Source organism: Haematobacter sp., assembly GCF_032102465.1.
Classification (GTDB): Bacteria; Pseudomonadota; Alphaproteobacteria; order Rhodobacterales; family Rhodobacteraceae; genus Haematobacter.
The window spans coordinates 339,628-358,839 of record NZ_DAMDHB010000001.1; the positions used below are offsets into that span (position 1 = coordinate 339,628).

Consider the following 19,212-nt stretch of genomic DNA (forward strand, 5'->3'; position numbering starts at 1 on the left):
GAAATCGGAAAATCTGCCCGGAAACGCCCGGTAATATATGGATTTCCGGCTGGATTTCTTCAGATGGCGAACGATTTCTACTTCAACACCGGCGAAAAAGCCTTTTTCAGCGGCCTGTAAAGTTCTCTACTCTCCCTGGCGTGCCGCATGGATGCGAAAGGCGTCAGGGCGGAACCGACCAGCCGCGAGGGGGCTACTCCAAGGGCACGGGCTGCTCCATGCACATGTTCTCCAAGGAGCGCCACTTCTACGGCGGCCATGGCATCGTGGGAGCGCAGGTGACGATCTTTATGCTCTGAAAATCGGAAATCTGCCCTGTGATGATCCCGATTGTGGAGATTGCCGCCTGGATTTCGTCAGATTGCGGTCGATTTCCGGCCCAGCAGGTCTGAAAGACTTTCGGCCACCCGCTAAAGCCAATCCAGAATGCCCCCGGTGTCGAGACCGGAGACGCTGCCCGGTATCCGGCCACTCTCCCCCTCCACCCGCGTCATCATATGCCCGCCGGAAACCGCCGCATCGCCCGCGCGAAGGAGCAGGCTCGCCGTCAGCAGCACGGCCAGCCGCTCGACGAACCAGCGCGCCTCCGCCTCCTCCGGCAGCCCCGGCCAGCGCGCCGCATGGGCGGTCAGCGCCCGATCGTAGCGGGAATCGCCGCCCCGCGCCGCCTCCAGTTCAGCCTGCAACGCCGCGGCGGCAGCCGGGTCGCGGGCCAGCGTCCGCAGGATGTCGAGGCAGATGACATTGCCCGACCCCTCCCAGATGCCATTCAGCGGGGCCTCGCGGTAAAGAAGCGGCAGGCCAGTATCTTCGACATAGCCCATGCCGCCCCGGACTTCCAAAGCCTCGCCGACCACTACGGGGCAGCGTTTGTTGGCGATGAACTTGGCCAGCGCCACCCCGATCCGGGCAAAGGCGGCATCGCCCTCATCGAAGGCCCGCGCAACGCGAAAGCCAAGCGCCACGGCGCCCAGCCAGTCGAGAGCGAGATCCGCCAGCACGGCGCGCATCAATGGCTGGTCGATGAGCCGCCGCTGAAAGGCCCGCCTGCCCGAGACCCAGTCCCGCGCCTCCACCAGCGCGGCCCGCATCAGGCCCGCGGGCGCCAGCGCCGTATCCAGCCGCGTGTGATGCACCATTGCGATGATGGTCGCCACGCCCCGCCCCGGCTCCCCCACAGGCTCCGCGAAGGCCCCTTCATATTCGATCTCCGCCGAGGCGTTGGAGCGGTTGCCGAGCTTGTCCTTCAGCCGCCGCAGACGGATAGCGTTCCGCCCGTCCTCCAGCCAGCGGGGGACGAGAAAGCAGGTCAACCCCTCCACCGCCTGCGCCAGCGTGAGGAACCCGTCCGACATCGGCGCGGAGCAGAACCACTTGTGCCCCGTGAGCCGCCAGCCCCCGTCTGTCCGCTCCGCGCGGGTGGAGGAGCCGCGCAGGTCCGACCCGCCCTGTTTCTCCGTCATCGCCATGCCGAGCGTCAGACCCGCCTTCTCCCCCGCCGGCAGCAGACGGGGATCGTAGTCGCGGGACCGGAGGCCCGGCAGCCAGCGCGCCGCAATCTCCGGCGCCGCACCGAGGGCCGCCGACGCAGCATAGGTCATGGTCATCGGGCAGCAGGTGCCGGGCTCCACCTGACTGTGAAGATAGACCAGCGCCGCATGGCTCACGTGCCCGCCACGCGCGCCTTCCCAAGGAAGTGCCGCATAGCCCGCCCCCAGCCCCAGCCGCAGAAAGTCGTGATACGCGGGGTGGAAGTGCACCTCATCGCAGCGCCGTCCGCCCACATCGTAAAGCCGCAGCTCAGGCGCAACACGGTTGGCATCCCGCGCCGCCTCCCGCCAAGCCGCGCTTCCGAGTTCGCCCCCGTGGCGGGCAAGAAACTCCGCATCGCCCCCCTCCCGTTCCACGGCGGCGCGCAGGGCCGGATCGTCCCGCCACAGATCACGGTCCCCCGGCGCGTCGGGCTGGTTCTCCACCTCATGCGTGGACAGACGGCTGACAGGTTGCATGGCTCCCCTCCCCCAACCAATCCCTGAGCCTAGGCGATCCGCTGCACGGAGCAAGGGTGCAACGCGCGCAGATGGTTGCATTCCGCCGTGCCTGTGCGACACTCTAGCGTGGAAACGTCCGCGAGAGACGCTATGACGAACCCCGGCAGGACACCCGGCGGAGGGACAGGATGATGAGCAGCCAGCGAAAGCGCCCCCCGCTCGGAGCGGTGATGTATTTCGTGGTCGCGGGCACGCTGGCGACCTATTTCACCTTCGCCGCCGTTCAGGGGGATCACGGCGTGTTCAGCCGGGTTCAGATCATGGCCGAAGCGGAAAAGCTCACCGAGGAGCGTGACCGGCTGAAGTCGGAGGTGGACGAGTTGCGCAACCGTACGCGGCGGCTCTCCGACCAGTATCTCGATCTCGATCTGCTCGACCAGCAGGCGCGCGACGTGCTGGGCTATACGCGGCAGGACGAGATCGTCATCCGCTGAACCAGTGGGAAATCAACACCGGCGAACGGGAACCAAGGGGCAGTCTGCCCCCTTTTCCCACTCGCAGGACAGGTCGCAGGGCGGGGCAGCGCATGCCCGACTTGCCATCTTCCGAAAATGGTTTAATGGTGAACTATTACCCAGAGGGAGCAGTTGCGCATGGCCGCCAGGAAACCCGCCGAGAAGCCCAACGTGTCCAAGGACGAGCTTCTCCAATACTATCGGGAGATGCTGCTGATCCGCCGGTTCGAGGAAAAGGCGGGACAGCTTTACGGAATGGGCCTTATCGGAGGCTTTTGTCACCTTTACATCGGGCAGGAGGCCGTCGTCGTCGGTCTGGAGGCCGCAGCGGAAGAGGGCGACAAGCGTGTCACCTCCTACCGCGACCACGGGCACATGCTGGCCTGTGGCATGGATGCGAAAGGGGTCATGGCGGAACTGACCGGCCGGGAGGGGGGCTACTCCAAGGGCAAGGGCGGCTCCATGCACATGTTTTCCAAGGAGCGCCACTTCTACGGCGGCCATGGCATCGTGGGCGCGCAGGTGCCGATCGGCGCGGGCCTTGCCTTCGCTGACAAGTATCTGGGCAATGGCCGCGTTACCTTCGCCTATTTCGGCGACGGGGCGGCCAACCAGGGCCAGGTCTATGAGACCTACAACATGGCCGAACTGTGGAGCCTGCCGGTGGTTTTCGTCATCGAGAACAACCAGTATGCCATGGGCACGAGCGTCAAACGCTCCACCAAGTCCAAGACCCTGTTCGGCCGCGGCGAGGCTTTCGGCATTCCCGGCGAACAGGTAGACGGAATGGATGTGCTGGCCGTGCGCGCCGCGGGCGAGAAGGCCGTCGCGCATTGCCGCGCGGGGAACGGGCCGTATATCCTTGAAGTCATGACCTATCGCTATCGCGGCCACTCCATGTCGGACCCCGCGAAGTACCGCACGCGTGAGGAAGTGCAGAAGATGCGCGAAGAACGCGATGCCATCGAACACGTGCGCGAGCTGCTGCTGACGGGCGGCCACGCGACGGAGGACGACCTCAAGGCCATCGACAAGGAGATCAAGGGCATCGTGAACGAGGCCGCCGAATTCTCCAAGGAAAGCCCGGAGCCCGATCTCTCCGAACTCTACACCGATATCTACGCCTGAGGGGAAAGACAGAATGGCAACCGAGATCCTGATGCCCGCCCTGTCTCCCACGATGGAGGAAGGCACGCTCGCGAAATGGCTGGTCAAGGAGGGGGACGAGGTGTCCTCCGGCCAGATCATCGCGGAAATCGAAACCGACAAGGCCACGATGGAATTCGAGGCCGTGGATGAAGGCACGGTCGGCAAGATCCTCATCCCCGAGGGCACCGCCGGGGTGAAGGTCAACACCCCCATCGCAGTGCTGGTGGTGGAAGGCGAGAGCGCCGACACCGCGACACCCGCCCCGGCGAAGTCAGAGACGCCCTCCGAAGCGAAGGCTCCGGCGGAAGCGAAGGCCACATCTGCCGTGGAAGCCGCGCCGCATCCGCAGAAGGCCGCCGACACCACACCAGACTGGCCGGACGGCACGCCGATGAAAACCATGACCGTGCGCGAGGCGCTCCGCGAGGCCATGGCGGAGGAAATGCGCGCCGACGACATCGTCTTCCTGATGGGGGAGGAAGTCGGCGAATACCAGGGCGCCTACAAGATCAGCCAGGGGCTGCTGGACGAATTCGGCGCGCGCCGCGTGGTGGACACGCCGATCACGGAGCACGGCTTCGCCGGTATCGGCGTCGGCGCGGCTTTCGGCGGGCTGAGGCCGATCGTGGAGTTCATGACATTCAACTTCGCCATGCAGGCGATCGACCAGATCATCAACTCCGCCGCCAAGACGCTCTACATGTCGGGCGGTCAGATGGGATGTCCGATCGTGTTCCGCGGCCCGAACGGTGCCGCTGCCCGCGTGGGCGCCCAACACAGCCAGGACTATGCCGCATGGTATGCGCAGATCCCCGGCCTGAAGGTGGTGCAGCCCTATTCCGCGGCCGATGCCAAGGGCCTGCTCAAGTCCGCGATCCGCGACCCGAACCCGGTCATCTTCCTTGAGAACGAGATCCTCTATGGCCGCTCCTTCGAGGTGCCGGACCTCGAAGATTTCACCATCCCCTTTGGCAAGGCGAAAATCTGGCGGGAGGGCACGGATGTCACCATCGTCTCCTTCGGCATCGGGATGAGCCATGCGCTGGCGGCGGCGGACAAGCTGGCGGAAGAAGGCATCTCGGCGGAGGTCATTGACCTGCGCACGCTGCGGCCGATCGACTACGATACGATCCTCGCCTCCGTGCAGAAGACCAACCGCTGCGTGACGGTGGAGGAAGGTTTCCCCGTCGGATCCATCGGCAACCACCTGTCGGCCTATATCATGGAGAACGCATTCGACTGGCTCGACGCACCCGTGATCAACTGCGCGGGCAAGGACGTGCCCATGCCCTATGCCGCTAACCTTGAGAAACTGGCGCTGATCACCGCGGACGATGTCGTCGCGGCGGTCAAGAAAGTCACCTACCGCTGAAGGGGGAGAGAATGGCGACTGAAATCCTGATGCCCGCCCTGTCTCCCACGATGGAGGAGGGGACGCTCGCGAAATGGCTGGTCAAGGAGGGGGACACCGTCTCCTCCGGAGACATCCTCGCGGAAATAGAAACCGACAAGGCCACGATGGAATTCGAGGCTGTGGACGAGGGGGTCATCGGCAAGATCCTCGTCCCGGAAGGCACTGCGGGCGTGAAAGTGAACGCGCCCATCGCCGTGCTGGTGGAGGAAGGCGAGAGTGTGGAGGATGCGCCCGCATCCAAGGCCGCGCCCAAGGCGGAGGAGGCCCCGAAGCAGGCCGCCGCGGTGCCCGAGGCTCCTCCCAAGGCTTCTGAAAAAGCACCCGCCCGTGCAGCGGGAGAGCGGGTCTTCGCCTCCCCCCTCGCCCGCCGGATCGCTGCGGAAAAGGGCATTGATCTTGCCGCCCTCTCCGGCTCCGGCCCGCATGGCCGGATCGTGAAGGCGGATGTGGAGACGGCGAAACCCGGCAAGCCGGCCAGCGCCCCCGCGACGGCGGAGGCCAAGGCATCCGCACCGGAGCAGAAACCCGAACCGCAGAAAGCGGCCATGCCGACCGGCGCCTCTGCGGACACGGTCAAGAAGCTCTACGCCGACCGCGATTATGAGGAAGTGACACTCGACGGGATGCGCCGGACCATCGCCGCGCGGCTGACCGAGGCCAAGCAGACCATCCCGCATTTCTATCTGCGCCGCGACATCCGGCTCGACGCGCTGATGGAGTTCCGCCAGACCCTCAACCACCAGCTTGCGGGCCGGGGGGTGAAGCTGTCGGTCAACGACTTCATCATCAAGGCGGGCGCAGTCGCGTTGCAGCAGGTGCCGGATGCCAATGCCGTCTGGGCGGGCGACCGCATCCTGAAGCTGAAGCCGTCCGACGTGGCGGTGGCCGTGGCGGTGGAGGGCGGGCTGTTCACGCCGGTCATCCGCGACGCGGACAAGAAGTCTCTCTCCGCCCTGTCGGCGGAGATGCGCGACCTTGCCCATCGGGCGCGGGACCGTAAGCTCGCGCCGCAGGAATATCAGGGCGGCAGCTTCGCGATCTCCAACCTCGGCATGTACGGGATCGACAATTTCGATGCCGTCATCAACCCGCCGCACGGGTCCATCCTCGCCGTCGGAGCGGGCGTCAAGAAGCCGGTCGTCGGCAAGGATGGTGAGATAGAGGTGGCCACGGTCATGTCCGTCACGCTCTCCGTCGATCACCGGGTGATCGATGGGGCATTGGGGGCGGAATTCCTCAAGGCCATGGCGGACCTGCTGGAAAACCCGATCCTGATGGTGGCCTGACTGTTTTCCCGCCTTGCGGGCGGGAAATTCCTGACCTTTTCGGCTCCCTGCCTTACGGGTAGGGAGCCTCTTTCCCGGCCACCTGCGGCCCCCTTCCGCGACGGCGGCTTCTATCAAGCGCCGGCCTTGCGTTGAAAACCAGGAAGTCGGTCCGGTCACGAGCCAAAACCTACGGTTTCCGGGGAGTTCTTCAACAATGTGGAGAAAGATCTCCGCCCCCGAGCAACCTCGAGGTCCTCTTTCAGCACCCCGCCAACAGGATGCTGAAAAGTCGCCACCTCCCCTAGCTTGCATTGAAAGCCAAAAAATCTGCCCCGTCACGCGCCAGAACGTGCAGTTTCCGGGGCACTCCTCAACCATGTGGAGAAAGATCTCCGCCCCGGAGCAACCTCGGGATACTTTTTCCAGCACCCTGTTAAAGACCCTCGCGCATGCACGGAGAGAATCGCGGCAAGCGCTTCTCCACCCGGCGGATCGTTTGCGGGGTCAGGCGGTTGATCACCCTGGTTGGCTCCTGCACGATACCGAGTTTCCACCCAGACGGACCATGAGCCTCGGGGCGGCCCCCGCAAAACATCTGGACCCCGCGCGGCGCGACCTCTACGCTTCGGCGTAACACGTCTGGTCCCAATGCTCCGCTTCACCCTGTCCCGCATCACCTCGCTCCTGTTGAGCCTCATCGTTGCGAGCGTGGCGATCTTCGCCGTGATCGAGAGCGTGCCCGGTGATCCGGCCACCTTCATGCTGGGCATGAACGCAGAGCCCGACACCATTGCCGCCCTGCGCCGGGAAATGGACCTGGACCGGCCCGTCGCCGAGCGATACCTGCGCTGGATGGGCGGTATGGCGGCAGGCGATTTCGGCACGTCCTATACGTATCGCGTACCGGTGAGAGAGCTGATCGGACAGCGGGTTGCCGTCTCCCTCCCCCTCGCCCTGTATGCGCTTGTGCTGAGTGTTCTCATAGGTCTGCCAGCCGGCCTGCTTGCGGCATCGCGCCGGGGAAGCGTAACCGACTGGTCGGTGATGGGCGTGACCCAGCTTGGCATCGCGGTGCCGAACTTCTGGTTCGCGATGTTGCTGGTCCTGCTCTTTTCGATCACGCTCCGCTGGTTCCCCTCCGGCGGCTTTCCGGGCTGGGGCGCGGGTCTTTGGCCGGTGGTGAAGTCGCTGACGCTTCCAGCCATCGCCCTCGCGCTGCCGCAGGCCTCCATCCTCGCGCGCATCATGCGGTCTGCGTTGATAGAAACGCTGGGGCAGGATTACATCCGCACCGCGCGCGCCAAGGGGCTGAGCCTCCGCCGCGCCATTCTGGGCCACGCGCTCCGCAACGCGCTGATCCCGGTCCTGACAATTCTGGGGCTGCAGTTCTCCTTTCTGCTGGCGGGCGCAATCATCATTGAGAACGTGTTCTATCTTCCAGGCCTCGGGCGGCTGATCTTTCAGGGCATCACCCAGCGGGATCTGATCGTCGTGCGCTCGGCTGTCATGCTGCTGGTGTTCACCGTCATCGTGGTGAACTTCCTGACTGATCTGGCCTATATGCTCATCGATCCCCGGTTGAGGGCGCGCGCGTGAGGCTACCGGTTTCTCTGGTTGTCGGCGGGGTTCTGTCGCTCATCGTGCTGCTCTCGGCGCTGCTGTCGCTGTTCTGGACTCCGCATTCGGTGGAGACGCTGGCCGTAGCCGCGAAGCTGAAGCCCATCGGCACGCCGGGCTACCTGCTCGGCACGGACCAGCTCGGGCGCGACATCCTCTCCATGCTGATGGTCGGGGCACGGACCTCGGTCTCCGTCGCCTTGATCGCGGTGGGGATCGGGGTGGTGATCGGCGTGCCGCTGGGACTTGCCGCCGCCGCAAGCCGGGGCAGCCTGCTGGACGAGGCGATCATGCGCGGCAACGACGTGATCTTTGCTTTCCCGAGCCTCGTCATCGCCATCCTGATTACCGCCGTGCTGGGACCGTCCGCCGTCAATGCGATCCTTGCCATCGGCATCTTCAACATTCCCGTCTTTGCCCGCGTCGCGCGGGCAGGAGCGCTGAGCCTGTGGACGCTCGACTACGTCCGCGCCGCGCAGGTCGCGGGCAAGGGGCGCGCGCGGATTTCATTGGAGCATATCCTGCCCAATATCCTCAACCTCCTGATCGTGCAGGCGACGATCCAGTTCTCGCTCGGCATTCTGGCGGAGGCCGGGTTGTCCTATGTCGGCCTCGGCGCTCAACCGCCGATCCCGTCCTGGGGGCGGATGTTGGCAGAGGCGCAGACGCTGGTGGCCCTCGCGCCCCATGTTGCCATCCTGCCGGGGCTGGCGATCGTGGTGACGGTGCTCGGCCTCAACCTGATGGGCGACGGCCTCCGCGACGTGCTGGATCCGCGTCTGAGGCGGGGCAGATGAGCGCGCCGATGCTCTCCGTCAGGGATCTTGCCGTCACCATCCGTGGCACGCCGGTGGTGCGGGACGTCTCCTTCGATATCGGGGCGGGTGAGGTGATGGGGCTGGTGGGCGAGTCCGGGTCGGGCAAATCAATGACCGCGCTGGCGCTCATGGCGCTGCTGCCCTACGGGGCCGAGGTGCGGGGCGCGGCCCTGCTGGACGGGGTGGATCTGCTCCCGCTCTCCGAGCATCAGATGTGCCGTCTCCGGGGCGCGGAGATCGGCATGATCTTCCAGGAACCGATGACGGCGCTCAACCCGATGCAGACTATCGGGGCGCAGGTGGCCGAGACGCTCGTCGTCCACCGGCGCGCCTCACGGTCCGAAGCGCTGGAGATCGCGCGGGCACGGCTCGACCGTGTCGGGCTGGACGCGACCCGCGTGCCGCTCGACCGTTTCCCGCATGAGCTGTCTGGCGGTCAGCGGCAGCGGGTCTGCATCGCCATGGCCACGGCGCTCCGCCCGAAGCTGCTGATCGCGGATGAACCGACGACCGCGCTCGACGTGACGACACAGGCGGCGATCCTGGAGCTGCTCAAGGATCTCGTGGCGGAGGAGGGCATGAGCCTGCTGCTCATCACCCATGATCTTGCCGTTGTCGCCCGCATGGCCGACAGGGTGGCCGTGATGAGCCAGGGCCGCATCGTGGAGCAGGGTCCGACGGAAACCGTGTTCCGGGAAAGACGCGCGCCCTATACGCGCCAGCTTTTCGCCGCATCCGCCCATGTGCCAGAACGTGCGCGCCCTGCTCTCGGCGCACCGCTGCTGGAGGTGCGGGATGTGGTCCGCGCCTATCCCCTGCCCCGCGACGGGCTGCTCGGAACCCAACGCACGCTGCGGGCGGTGGACGGCGTGAGCCTTACTCTGCGGGAAGGGGAAAGCGTCGGGCTGGTGGGTGAATCCGGGTGCGGAAAATCCACCCTCACCCGCGCCATTCTGGGTCTCGACCCGATACAATCGGGGGAAATCCGCCTTGGCGGAGAACCGGTCGTCGCTGGCCGGATGAGCCATGGCCAGCGTGCGCGGGTGCAGGTCGTCTTTCAGGATCCCTTCGGCAGTTTCGACCCGCGCCACCGCGTCGAACGGCTGGTGGCCGAGCCGTTTCACCTGCGCCCCTGCCCCCGTGCGGAACAGCGGGAACGCGTGGCGGCGGCGCTGGTGGAGGTCGGCCTTTCGCCCGATGACATGCGGAAATACATCCATGAATTCTCGGGCGGTCAGCGCCAGCGCATCGCCATTGCCCGCGCGCTCATCATCCGGCCCGCGCTCATCGTGCTGGATGAGGCGGTCTCCGCGCTGGATGTCCGCGTGCGGGCGCAGATCCTCGATCTTCTCGCCGATCTGCAGGAACGTCTGAAACTGAGCTACCTGTTCGTCAGCCATGATCTTGCCGTGGTGCGCGGGATAACCGACAGGGTGATGGTCATGCGCGGGGGCCGCATCATCGAGGAAGGTCCGACGGCCGAGGTCTTCGATGCCCCGCGCGAAGCCTACACGGCGCAACTGATCGCAGCGACCCCCCGCATCCCCGCGGGCTGGCTGGAGGAGACGGCGTAATGCGGCCCGGGCGGCGCAATCTCATCACCGATGTCACGGGGCTGTCGGTGGGCAACGCCTCCGATGCCCGGCTGAAAAGCGGCGCGACCGTGCTTGTGGGGGAGCGACCGTTCATCGCCGCCGTTTCCGTGATGGGCGGCGCACCCGGCACGCGGGAGACCGACCTGCTTGCCCCCGACCGGCTGGTTCAGGAGGTGGACGCGCTTGTCCTTTCCGGCGGGTCGGCGTTCGGTCTCGACGCGGCGTCCGGCGTGGCCGACGCGCTGCGGGAGGCGGGCCGCGGGTTTACCGTAGGCGATCAGCGGGTGCCCATCGTTCCCGGAGCGATCCTGTTCGACCTGACCAACGGCGGCGACAAGTCATGGCGGGAGAACCCCTACAAGGCGCTTGGCCGTGCCGCGCTCGCCAACGCGGCGCCCGGGTTCGATATCGGCAGTGTCGGCGCAGGGACGGGAGCCACGACGCGGAACTGGAAGGGCGGGCTTGGCTCCGCCTCCCTGGTGCTTGAAGGCGGGCTGACGGTGGGCGCCTTGGTTGCCGTGAACGCTCTCGGCTCCGTGACGCTGGGCGACGGGCCGCAGTTCTGGGCCGCGCCGTGGGAGATGGAAGGGGAGTTCGGTGGCCTCGGCCTGCCCTCCCCACTACCGCCGCAGGACGTGGAAGGGCCGGGCAAGCGACTGGGAGAGGCGACAACCATCGCCATCGTCGCCACCGATGCGCGGCTCACACAGGCGGAAGCCACGCGGCTTGCCACCGCCGCTCAGGACGGCATGGCGCGGGCCATCGTCCCCTCGCACACCCTGTTCGACGGCGATCTGGTCTTTGCCGCGGCGACCGGCGCGCAGCCTCTGGCAGAAGGGGGTGCGGACCTGTATCGTCTCGGCCATGCCGCAGCCTGCTGCCTTGCCCGCGCGATTGCCCGCGCCATACACGCCGCCCGCCCCGCGCCGGGCGACCGGCAGCCGTCATGGGCCGCGCGTCATGCTCACGATTGAAATGCGGCACAGGAAAGGCCACCCCCTTGTTCCTTGAACTATTCATTGTTCTCGTCCTCATTCTGGTGAACGGCGTGCTGGCGATGGCGGAGCTGGCCATCGTCTCGTCTCGACCTGCACGCCTTCGCACGCTGGCCGACAAGGGCAGCCGCGGGGCGAAAATCGCGCTCAATCTCTCTGAAAATCCGGGCCGCTTCCTGTCTGCGGTTCAGATCGGCATCACCTTGGTCGGCGTGCTGTCAGGGGCGTTTTCCGGGGCCACGCTGGGCGGACGGTTCTCCGAATGGCTCCGCACGCATGGGCTTTCACCAGCGAGCGCCGACGCGCTCGGCGTGCTGATCGTGGTGGTGACGATCACCTACCTGTCCCTCATCATCGGGGAGCTGGTGCCCAAGCAGATCGCGCTTCGGAACCCGGAGAACGTCGCGTCGCGCGTGGCGCCGCTCATGGCCGTTCTGGCGAAGATCGCGTCTCCGCTCGTCTGGTTTCTCGACCTGTCCGGCCGCACCGTTCTCCGGCTGCTCGGCCAGACGGATAGCGAGGAGTCCAAGGTCACGGAGGAGGAGGTCCGCACCGTCCTTTCGGAGGCCCAGTCCGCGGGCGTCATCGAAACGGGCGAATCGGCCATGCTTTCCGGCGTCATGCGCTTGGCCGACCGCAACGCACGCGGGCTGATGACGCCGCGCCGGGACGTGGAAATGGTCGATCTCGACGCGACGGAGGAGGAAGTGCTTGCGACGCTCCACAAATCGCGCTTCTCCAAACTGCCAGTGCGGGACAAGACGACGAATGACGTGCCGGGGGTGATCTTTTCCCGCGACGTGTTCGAGGCGCGGACGACGGACCGCCCGTTCAGCGTGGCCAATCTCATGCGGGAAGTCCCCGTGGTGTCCGATCGCGCGAAAGCGCTGGATGTCGTCGAAGTGCTCCGCCGCTCGCCACCGCACATCGCGCTGATCTTCGACGAATACGGCGAGTTCGAGGGGATCGTGACCACCGGCGACGTGCTGGAGGCCATCGCTGGCGTTTTCGATGAGGATGAGACGGGCGAGCCTGCCCTGTTTCTGCGCGACGACGGCAGCTACCTCATCGCGGGCTGGATGTCCGTGGACGAATTCTCCGACCGGCTGGGTTATCCGCGCAAGCCCGATGCCGACTACGCCACCGTGGCGGGTCTGGTGCTGGACGAGTTGCAGCGCATGCCCGCGCTGGGAGACACGTTCGAGCGGCACGGGTGGAAGTTCGAAGTGGTCGATCTCGATGAACGGCGGATCGACAAGGTGCTGGTCATCCCGCCCGAGCAGTCTGCCGACGAGGGCTGACCCCGCAGGCGGATCGATCTTCAGTCTGGTCTGCGCAACACAGGCGGCTGAAACGGAAAGGGCGCGCAAGATGCGCGCCCCCCGAAAACTTGGCCCTCAAGGAATATCAGGCGGCGGCCTGACCTTCGCCTTCCGCTTCCTTGGCCTCGATGGCATTCGGCGCGGACAGCGTCGAGGTAATCTCGATCTTGCGCGGTTTCAGCGTTTCGGGAACTTCCCGCACCAGGTCGATGTGCAGCATGCCGTCGGCATGGGTCGCGCCCGAGACACGCACGTGATCGGCAAGGGCGAAACGGCGCTCAAACGCGCGCGTCGCGATACCGCGATGCAGGAAGCTGCGTTCGCCATCTTCCTTCACCTTGCGGGCGCTGACGATAAGCGCGTTGTCGCGCATCTCGACCGACATTTCCTCGGGCGAGAAGCCGGCGACGGCGATGGAGATACGGTAGCCGTTTTCGGCGGTCTTTTCGATATTGTAGGGGGGGTAACCGGGCTGAACGTCGGCCGCCAGAACCCTGTCCATCAGGTCGGCGATACGGTCAAAACCCACGGTTGCACGATAGAGCGGGGCGAGATCAAAGGTTCGCATGGATCATCCTCCATTGAGCGATGTCTTGGCTGCCTTCCCGGGCAGGGCAAGGCGCGGTTAACCGGGCCCCTTGTTGGGCATCCCGGTGACACTGATCTGGGAAAGCGACAGTGGCGTTTCAAGGGGTTCGGGCGGCGTTCTCCAGCGTGGGAAGCGCATCGGCGACGGGGACGGCGAAAGCGATGCCCCGGCCCTCTGCCTCGCCCCGCGCCACGACGATGCCGACGAGCCGCCCTGCCCCGAGCGACCCCGCGATCAAGGGCGCCCCCGAGGCCCCGCCCGTGACACCACAGTCGATCAGCAACGCGCCAAGGCTCCGCCTGAGCAGCGGGCAGGACAACACCTGCGGAGGCTCCTCCGGCCGTTGGCGGGAATAGGTGATGGCGGTCAGCTCTTCCGGCGGCAATAACGCCTGCTCAAGCTGTATCGGCTGCACCTGAAGGGGTGTCAGCAACTCGACCAGCGCGATATCCGAGGCAAGACGGCTGCGCGCCTCCGCCCCCGGCAGATAATCGGGATGGAGCACGACGCGCCGCGCCACAGACTGCGCCACCTCCGTGCCCTGCGAGCGGCCGGCGCGAAAGACGATGTTCTCCGCAGGAAACGGTGCCCCGTCGGGAAGGCTCACGCAATGCGCCGCTGTCAGCACGCGATCTGGCGCGATAAGCACGGCGCTGCAGACGCTCCTGCCCGAATCGAGACGACCGACGGCTGGCCAATCCACAGCGCCTGCGGAAGACGCGCCCGAAAGCATCGCCGAAAGCATCACCGCCCCGGCAATCAGGCGTGGGAGACGGGCAGATTTCGCCATGACAGGCTCCGGTTTCAGGATGTCGCGAAATGGCCCTCGCCGGGGAATTCTACATCACTCCACGCAACAAGCCACATCCGTGCCGCATGCGCTCTGGCCCCGCGCCGAGAGGCGTGAGACTGTTCGGCAAAGGTCAGGTTCGATGCAGCATATCTTCACATTCACTCCGTTCACATTCGCCGATGCCATTGCCGTCGGCCTGCTGCTGCTGGTCTGGCTGGTCAGCGGTTACCTGATCGAACGGACGGACGCTCCCCGCCTGTCCGTCGCGACCCTGATGGAACACTACCGCCGCGAATGGATGCGGCAGTTCGTCACCCGCACCCCGCGCCTGTTCGATGCGAATGTCATGGCGAGCCTGCGGCAAGGCACATCCTTCCTCGCCTCCGCCTGGATGATCGCCATTGGTGGCGGCCTCGCGCTCATCGGCAACCGGGAGCGGGTGGGCAATGTGGCGGAAGACCTGACGCTTGGCGAACTCACCCCCGTGGTATGGGAGGTGAAGATGCTGCTGGTCCTGCTTTTCGTGACCAACGCGTTTCTGAAATTCCTCTGGGCGCACAGGCTCTTTGGCTATTGCACCATCCTGATGGGAGCGGTTCCGAACGATCCCGACGACCCCAAGGCCACGGTGATCGCGGATCAGGCGGCGGAGATCAACATCCGTGCGGCACGCGGCTTCAACCGGGGGCTTCGCTCCATCTATTTCGCGCTGGCAGCGCTTGGCTGGCTGGGCGGGCCGCTGGCGCTGATGGTGAGCACCATCATCACCCTTGCCGTGATCTGGCGGCGGGAATACGGCTCCTATTCGCGGGAGGTGCTGCTCGCGGGGATCCAGACGATGCGGATCTAGCGCGCGCCCTGAATGGCGGGACGAAGCGTCCGGTCCAGTTCCCCCGCGGTGATCGGCCCGGCAAAGCGCATGACGACCTTGCCCGCACTGTCGATCACATAGGTTTCCGGCACGCCGTACACCCCCCAGTTCAGCGCCATGCGGCCGGAGGCATCCGCACCGATGGCGTGGAAGGGGTCGCCCAGCTCCTGAAGGAAGGCCAGCGCCTTTGCCGGATCGTCCTTGTAGTTGATGCCGTAGATCGGCACCCCCTCGGCGGCGAGCTTCTCCAGCATGGGATGTTCGGCGCGGCAGGGGGCGCACCAGCTTGCCCAGAAGTTGACAAGCTTCACCCCCGGCGTCTTGAGCACCGCCGTGTCGAAGCCTGCATCCTTCCCCAGCGGGGTTACCGCGATGGCGGGGGCCTCACGACCCACGAGGGTGGAGGGCAATGTATCATCCCGGCCCATGCCGAAGAAGAACAGGGCAGCCAGCCCCGCAAAGGCCACCGGCGGAATCAGGACGAGGGGAGATATTCTAGCCACGACCGCGCCGCCTTTCTTCCGCTTCCTCCAGCCGCCGCTTCACCTTCGCGCCGCGAAGCAGCGTCAGGGCCACCGTTCCCGCGAGGAGCACGAAGGTCACGCCATAGGCCGACAGCACGGAAGCCGCGTATTTCCCGAGATCCGGCATCATGCCATCCGCTCCCGCAGCTCCAGCGCCTTGAGGCGGCGGGCCCGGATCTCCGTCCGCGTCCGTATCAGCACCAACGTCAGGAACAGCAACGCGAAGCCCGCCATGCAGATGACGAGAGGTATCCAGAAGGCGTTGTCCACATTCTCCTTGCGGTCGAGGCTGAGCGAGGCGCCCTGATGCAGCCCCTGGCTCCAGAAGTTCACCGCATAGCGCGACAGCACGGCAAACACCGAACCGACAAGGCAGAGCACCGAAGTCAGGTCGGCCGCGGTATCCGTATCCTCGACCGCCTGCCAAAGCGCGATATAGCCGAGGTAGAACAGAAAGAGGATGAGGAAGGAGGTCAACCGCGGATCCCAGGCCCACCACGTTCCCCACATCGGCTGGCCCCAGACCGCCCCGGTGAACAGCGCGATCAGGGTCATGACCATGCCCACCGGCGCCGCTGCCCGCGCCGCCAGCGCGGAAACGTGATGCCGCCGGATGAGCCATATCAGCGACGCGACCAGCATCATCAGCCAGGCGTTGATCGCCATGAGTGCTGCGGGCACGTGCAGGAAGATGATCTTCACCGTGGAGCCCTGGCGATAATCGTCCGGCGTCAGGAAGAAGCCCCAGACAAGCCCGACAGCCAGACAGACCACCGTCAGCCCGACGCACCACGGCAGCAGCCGGGCGGAAGTCTGCATGAAACGGACGGGATTGGCATATTCCCAGAGCGAGGTCGCGCGCATCCTGTTCTGCTCCTGTGTCGTCATGGGTCTAGCATGGTTTTGGGCGTCCCGCACAGTCACCTGAGGTTGATACGAATTGCCGCGGCCGTCGCGAAGGGCAAAAGCGCCAGCACCCCCGCCGTGATGCCGCCGAGCAGAAGGAACGGCGTGGCAAGCGAAAATCCCTCCGCCCCCCGGCGCACCACCTCTGCCCCATAGACCAGCGTCGGGACGTAGAGCGGCAGCACCAGCAGGGACAAAAGCAACCCGCCCCGCTTCAAGCCCACCGTCAGCGCCGCGCCGAAGGTCCCGATGACCGAGAGCGCAGGCGTCCCCGCCGCGAGCGAGGCCAGCAGCCAGGGATAGCCTTGCAACGGCAGGTTCAGCAGCAGCCCCAGCAGCGGCGCGATGAGGGTGAGCGGCAGCCCCGTCGTCAGCCAGTGGGCCAGCGCCTTGATGAAAACCACGCCCTCCAGGGGAATAGGCGCAGTGGCGATGAGGTCGAGCGAGCCATCCTCATGATCCAGCGCGAAAATCCGGTCGAGCGACAGCAGCGCGGAGAGCAGCGCACCCACCCAGATGATGCCGGGCGCGATCCGCCCCAGCGTGCTCCCCTCCGGGCCGACCCCCAGCGGCACCAGAACGGCAAGGATCAGGAAGAAGGCAAGCCCGAGCCCGAAGCCGCCGCCGCTGCGGAAGGCAAGCCGCAGGTCCCGCAGCAGAAGCGCTATCACGAGATATCCCCGAAGGCCAGGTCGAAATCCCCCATCGCCTCGGCCCGCGCCCGGAAGGCCGCGATGTCCATCACGGGCGGCGCGCCAAGACCCAGATCGACATGGGTCGCGATCAGCGCCGCACCGCCGCCGGCCAGATGCGCCCGCACCGCATCCGCGAAAAGCGTCACGCCCTCGCTGTCCAGCGAAACCGTCGGCTCATCCAGCAGCCAGATCGGTCGCCCCGTGACCAGCAGCCGCGCAAGGCCCAGCCGCCGCCGCTGACCCGCCGAGAGGTTCTGTGCCGGACGTTCGCGCAGGGGACCGAGGCCGAAAGTCTCCATCGCCGGGCCGATCTCACGTTGTCCATGCAGCCGCGCCCAGAAGGCGAGGTTCTCCGTTACGGTCAGCGTCGCCTTCAGCCCGTCCGCATGGGCGGAATAGGCGATGGCCTCGGGCGGAGCGGAAATCGTGCCGGAAAGCGGCGGCTGCAATCCGGCCAGCGTCCGCAACAGCGTTGTCTTGCCGATGCCATTCGGGCCGCGCAGCACAAGAGCGCCGCCGCCGGGAAGCGTGAAGCTCACCCCCTCCAGCACCGGTATCCCGCCGCGCGCGCAGGCCAGATCTCTTACCTTAAGCGTCATACTCGCCGGATAGCCTATCCCAGAGAGCGGGAAAAGCCGCCCATGTGGCGGATGCGGCGATCACGCACCGGCAGGCGGCGCCATCACGGGGAGAAGCGCCACTGCCACCCGCCGTCCTTCGGAAAGGAGCACGTTGTAGGTCCGGGCAGCGGCGGGCGTGGCCATGGCCTCTGCCGCGAGACCCGCCTCTTCCAGTTGCTCGCGAAGCGCGCGGGGAAGGAAGGCGACCTCCGCCCCTGTGCCGATGAACAGCACGTCGATCTTCGTCTTGAGCGCGAGCAGCGGAGCCACGTCCTCCAGCCCGCCCCAGGTCGCCGCACCCTGCGCGGAAACCAGCACCGGCCCCTCCAGCACCTTTCCGGCAACGCGGAAGAACCCCGGCCCATAGCCATCAATCGGTCGCGCATCGTTGTAAACGATTTCGTTGAGGCGCATCTCACCCTCCGCAGTGTCGCAACCATGATACCGCCAATCCTCCCGGTTTCACAGGGTATCGGTTGGCGAAACGGCATCGGGCACTATCTTGCCCGGCGGAGGTTTCATGATGCTGCAATTCGCTCGCGCCGCTTTTCTCGCGGCTATCCCCCTCGCCTCTCCCGCGCTTGCCGATGGCCTGACGGAAAAGGAGATGACCGCCCCCGGACCGCTGGGGGCCCTTGCCGGAACATATCTGGCCCCCCAGTCGCCGCAGGCGGTCGCGCTGATCCTGCCCGGCTCAGGCCCGACGGACAGAAACGGCAACGGGCCGCTTGGCCTCGACACAGACGCCTACAAGCAGCTTGCCGAAGCGCTGGCGGAACGCGGTATCGCGACGCTCCGCGCCGACAAGCGGGGCATGTTCGGAAGCGCCGCTGCGATTTCCGATCCGAATGACGTGACGCTGGCCGCCTATGGGCGCGACGCGATCGTCTGGGCGGCCAGCCTCGCGGGGGAAACCGGCCTGCCCTGCACCTGGCTCATCGGCCACAGCGAGGGCGGGCTGGTTGCCCTGAGCGCGGTGGCGAGCGATGAGCGCGCCTTCTGCGGCGTGATCCTTCTGGCGACACCGGGCCGGTCGCTCGCCGTGGTGCTGGAGGACCAGCTGACCCGGAGCCTGGAGGACGACAGCCTGCGCAGCGCTGCGGATGCAGCAATCGACAGCCTGCAACGCGGCCAGCGCGTGCCGGAGGATCAGATCCCGGAACCGCTCCGGCCGATGCTCGGCCCCCAGATTCAGGGCTACCTGATCGATCTGTTTTCGCACGATCCGGGAGAGATGACGCGGCGCTATGGCGGGCCGCTGATGATCGTCTCCGGCGGGGAGGATCTGCAACTCGACCCGACCGATGCCGCAACGCTCACGCAGGCGAGAAATGACGCCGTGACCCTGCTGCTCCCCGGTATGAACCATGTGCTGAAGGAGGTTCCGCCCGGCGACAAGGCCGCCAATCTGGCCAGCTATTCCAACCCTTCGGTGCCGCTGGCCACCGGGCTTGCCGATGCCGTGGCGCGTTTCATCACGCGGACGGAGGACGAACCCTTCGGTCTCGCCCCGCCGACCGCGGAATGAGG

General features: G+C 66.2%; 20 protein-coding genes and 1 pseudogene. 12 read left to right on the forward strand and 9 right to left on the reverse strand.

Annotation, left to right across the window (positions count from 1 at the left end):
• Positions 1 to 135: 135 nt before the first annotated feature.
• Positions 136 to 287, forward strand: a pseudogene (locus RT513_RS01635) (pyruvate dehydrogenase (acetyl-transferring) E1 component subunit alpha); the annotation flags it as partial.
• Positions 288 to 410: 123 nt separating this feature from the next.
• Here RT513_RS01635 and RT513_RS01640 read toward each other — a convergent pair.
• Positions 411 to 2,009: an acyl-CoA dehydrogenase family protein gene (locus RT513_RS01640; protein ID WP_290689688.1), complete on the reverse strand. Its 1,599-nt coding sequence runs from the start codon at positions 2,007 to 2,009 to the stop codon at positions 411 to 413.
• A 173-nt stretch (positions 2,010 to 2,182) separates the two neighbouring features.
• On the opposite strand from RT513_RS01640, the gene RT513_RS01645 reads away from it, so the two are divergent.
• From RT513_RS01645 to RT513_RS01685, 9 genes are all read left to right on the forward strand, one after another.
• On the forward strand, positions 2,183 to 2,485 hold the full coding sequence (locus tag RT513_RS01645; RefSeq protein WP_088216273.1) for an FtsB family cell division protein: 303 nt from the start codon (positions 2,183 to 2,185) through the stop codon (positions 2,483 to 2,485).
• Positions 2,486 to 2,644: 159 nt separating this feature from the next.
• Entirely contained in the window at positions 2,645 to 3,634 is a 990-nt protein-coding gene (gene pdhA / locus RT513_RS01650; RefSeq protein WP_088216174.1) for a pyruvate dehydrogenase (acetyl-transferring) E1 component subunit alpha, read from the forward strand.
• A 13-nt stretch (positions 3,635 to 3,647) separates the two neighbouring features.
• Complete coding sequence (locus tag RT513_RS01655; RefSeq protein WP_290689690.1) at positions 3,648 to 5,027, forward strand: pyruvate dehydrogenase complex E1 component subunit beta; 1,380 nt, start codon at positions 3,648 to 3,650, stop codon at positions 5,025 to 5,027.
• Between the two features lie 11 nt (positions 5,028 to 5,038).
• The gene (locus RT513_RS01660; protein WP_088216176.1) at positions 5,039 to 6,355 is read left to right on the forward strand and encodes a pyruvate dehydrogenase complex dihydrolipoamide acetyltransferase; all 1,317 of its coding nucleotides are present in this window, start codon (positions 5,039 to 5,041) and stop codon (positions 6,353 to 6,355) included.
• A 630-nt stretch (positions 6,356 to 6,985) separates the two neighbouring features.
• Positions 6,986 to 7,933 carry an ABC transporter permease gene (locus RT513_RS01665; RefSeq protein WP_290689691.1) on the forward strand — a complete coding sequence of 316 codons (948 nt, stop codon included), beginning with the start codon at positions 6,986 to 6,988 and terminating at the stop codon, positions 7,931 to 7,933.
• The gene (locus RT513_RS01670) at positions 7,930 to 8,751 is read left to right on the forward strand and encodes an ABC transporter permease (protein WP_290689692.1); all 822 of its coding nucleotides are present in this window, start codon (positions 7,930 to 7,932) and stop codon (positions 8,749 to 8,751) included. The genes RT513_RS01665 and RT513_RS01670 overlap by 4 nt, the downstream gene beginning before the upstream one ends.
• A complete protein-coding gene (locus tag RT513_RS01675; protein ID WP_290689694.1) occupies positions 8,748 to 10,346 on the forward strand; it encodes an ABC transporter ATP-binding protein in 1,599 nt (532 codons plus the stop codon). Before RT513_RS01670 ends, RT513_RS01675 begins: the two co-directional genes overlap by 4 nt.
• Positions 10,346 to 11,341, forward strand: coding sequence for a P1 family peptidase (locus RT513_RS01680; protein WP_290689696.1), 996 nt, complete (start codon positions 10,346 to 10,348; stop codon positions 11,339 to 11,341). Before RT513_RS01675 ends, RT513_RS01680 begins: the two co-directional genes overlap by 1 nt.
• A gap of 26 nt (positions 11,342 to 11,367) precedes the next feature.
• Positions 11,368 to 12,663: a hemolysin family protein gene (locus RT513_RS01685; RefSeq protein WP_290689698.1), complete on the forward strand. Its 1,296-nt coding sequence runs from the start codon at positions 11,368 to 11,370 to the stop codon at positions 12,661 to 12,663.
• Positions 12,664 to 12,769: 106 nt separating this feature from the next.
• On the opposite strand, the gene RT513_RS01690 is transcribed toward RT513_RS01685, so the two are convergent.
• Together RT513_RS01690 and RT513_RS01695 are read right to left on the reverse strand one after the other, a co-directional pair.
• Positions 12,770 to 13,252, reverse strand: coding sequence for an Hsp20 family protein (locus RT513_RS01690; RefSeq protein ID WP_088216180.1), 483 nt, complete (start codon positions 13,250 to 13,252; stop codon positions 12,770 to 12,772).
• A 118-nt stretch (positions 13,253 to 13,370) separates the two neighbouring features.
• Entirely contained in the window at positions 13,371 to 14,063 is a 693-nt protein-coding gene (locus RT513_RS01695; protein WP_290689699.1) for a serine protease, read from the reverse strand.
• Between the two features lie 142 nt (positions 14,064 to 14,205).
• Here RT513_RS01695 and RT513_RS01700 point away from each other — a divergent pair, with 142 nt between their 5' ends.
• A complete protein-coding gene (locus tag RT513_RS01700; protein ID WP_290689701.1) occupies positions 14,206 to 14,916 on the forward strand; it encodes a DUF599 domain-containing protein in 711 nt (236 codons plus the stop codon).
• Here RT513_RS01700 and RT513_RS01705 read toward each other — a convergent pair.
• Genes RT513_RS01705 through RT513_RS01730 form a run of 6 tightly spaced genes read right to left on the reverse strand, consistent with a single transcriptional unit; the run spans position 14,913 to position 18,096 of the window.
• Positions 14,913 to 15,440, reverse strand: coding sequence for a DsbE family thiol:disulfide interchange protein (locus tag RT513_RS01705; RefSeq protein WP_088216183.1), 528 nt, complete (start codon positions 15,438 to 15,440; stop codon positions 14,913 to 14,915). The genes RT513_RS01700 and RT513_RS01705 overlap by 4 nt on opposite strands.
• Positions 15,433 to 15,591, reverse strand: a complete 159-nt coding sequence (gene ccmD, locus RT513_RS01710; RefSeq protein ID WP_179209232.1) for a heme exporter protein CcmD — start codon at positions 15,589 to 15,591, stop codon at positions 15,433 to 15,435. The genes RT513_RS01705 and ccmD overlap by 8 nt, the downstream gene beginning before the upstream one ends.
• Positions 15,588 to 16,325, reverse strand: coding sequence for a heme ABC transporter permease (locus RT513_RS01715; RefSeq protein ID WP_088216184.1), 738 nt, complete (start codon positions 16,323 to 16,325; stop codon positions 15,588 to 15,590). Before RT513_RS01715 ends, ccmD begins: the two co-directional genes overlap by 4 nt.
• Positions 16,326 to 16,381: 56 nt before the next feature.
• Complete coding sequence (gene ccmB / locus RT513_RS01720) at positions 16,382 to 17,038, reverse strand: heme exporter protein CcmB (RefSeq protein WP_290689704.1); 657 nt, start codon at positions 17,036 to 17,038, stop codon at positions 16,382 to 16,384.
• A complete protein-coding gene (ccmA, locus tag RT513_RS01725) occupies positions 17,035 to 17,661 on the reverse strand; it encodes a heme ABC exporter ATP-binding protein CcmA (protein WP_290689706.1) in 627 nt (208 codons plus the stop codon). The genes ccmB and ccmA overlap by 4 nt, the downstream gene beginning before the upstream one ends.
• A gap of 60 nt (positions 17,662 to 17,721) precedes the next feature.
• Positions 17,722 to 18,096: an Mth938-like domain-containing protein gene (locus RT513_RS01730; RefSeq protein ID WP_290689708.1), complete on the reverse strand. Its 375-nt coding sequence runs from the start codon at positions 18,094 to 18,096 to the stop codon at positions 17,722 to 17,724.
• Between the two features lie 109 nt (positions 18,097 to 18,205).
• Here RT513_RS01730 and RT513_RS01735 point away from each other — a divergent pair, with 109 nt between their 5' ends.
• On the forward strand, positions 18,206 to 19,210 hold the full coding sequence (locus RT513_RS01735; protein ID WP_313533456.1) for an alpha/beta fold hydrolase: 1,005 nt from the start codon (positions 18,206 to 18,208) through the stop codon (positions 19,208 to 19,210).
• The last annotated feature ends 2 nt before the right edge of the window (positions 19,211 to 19,212 follow it).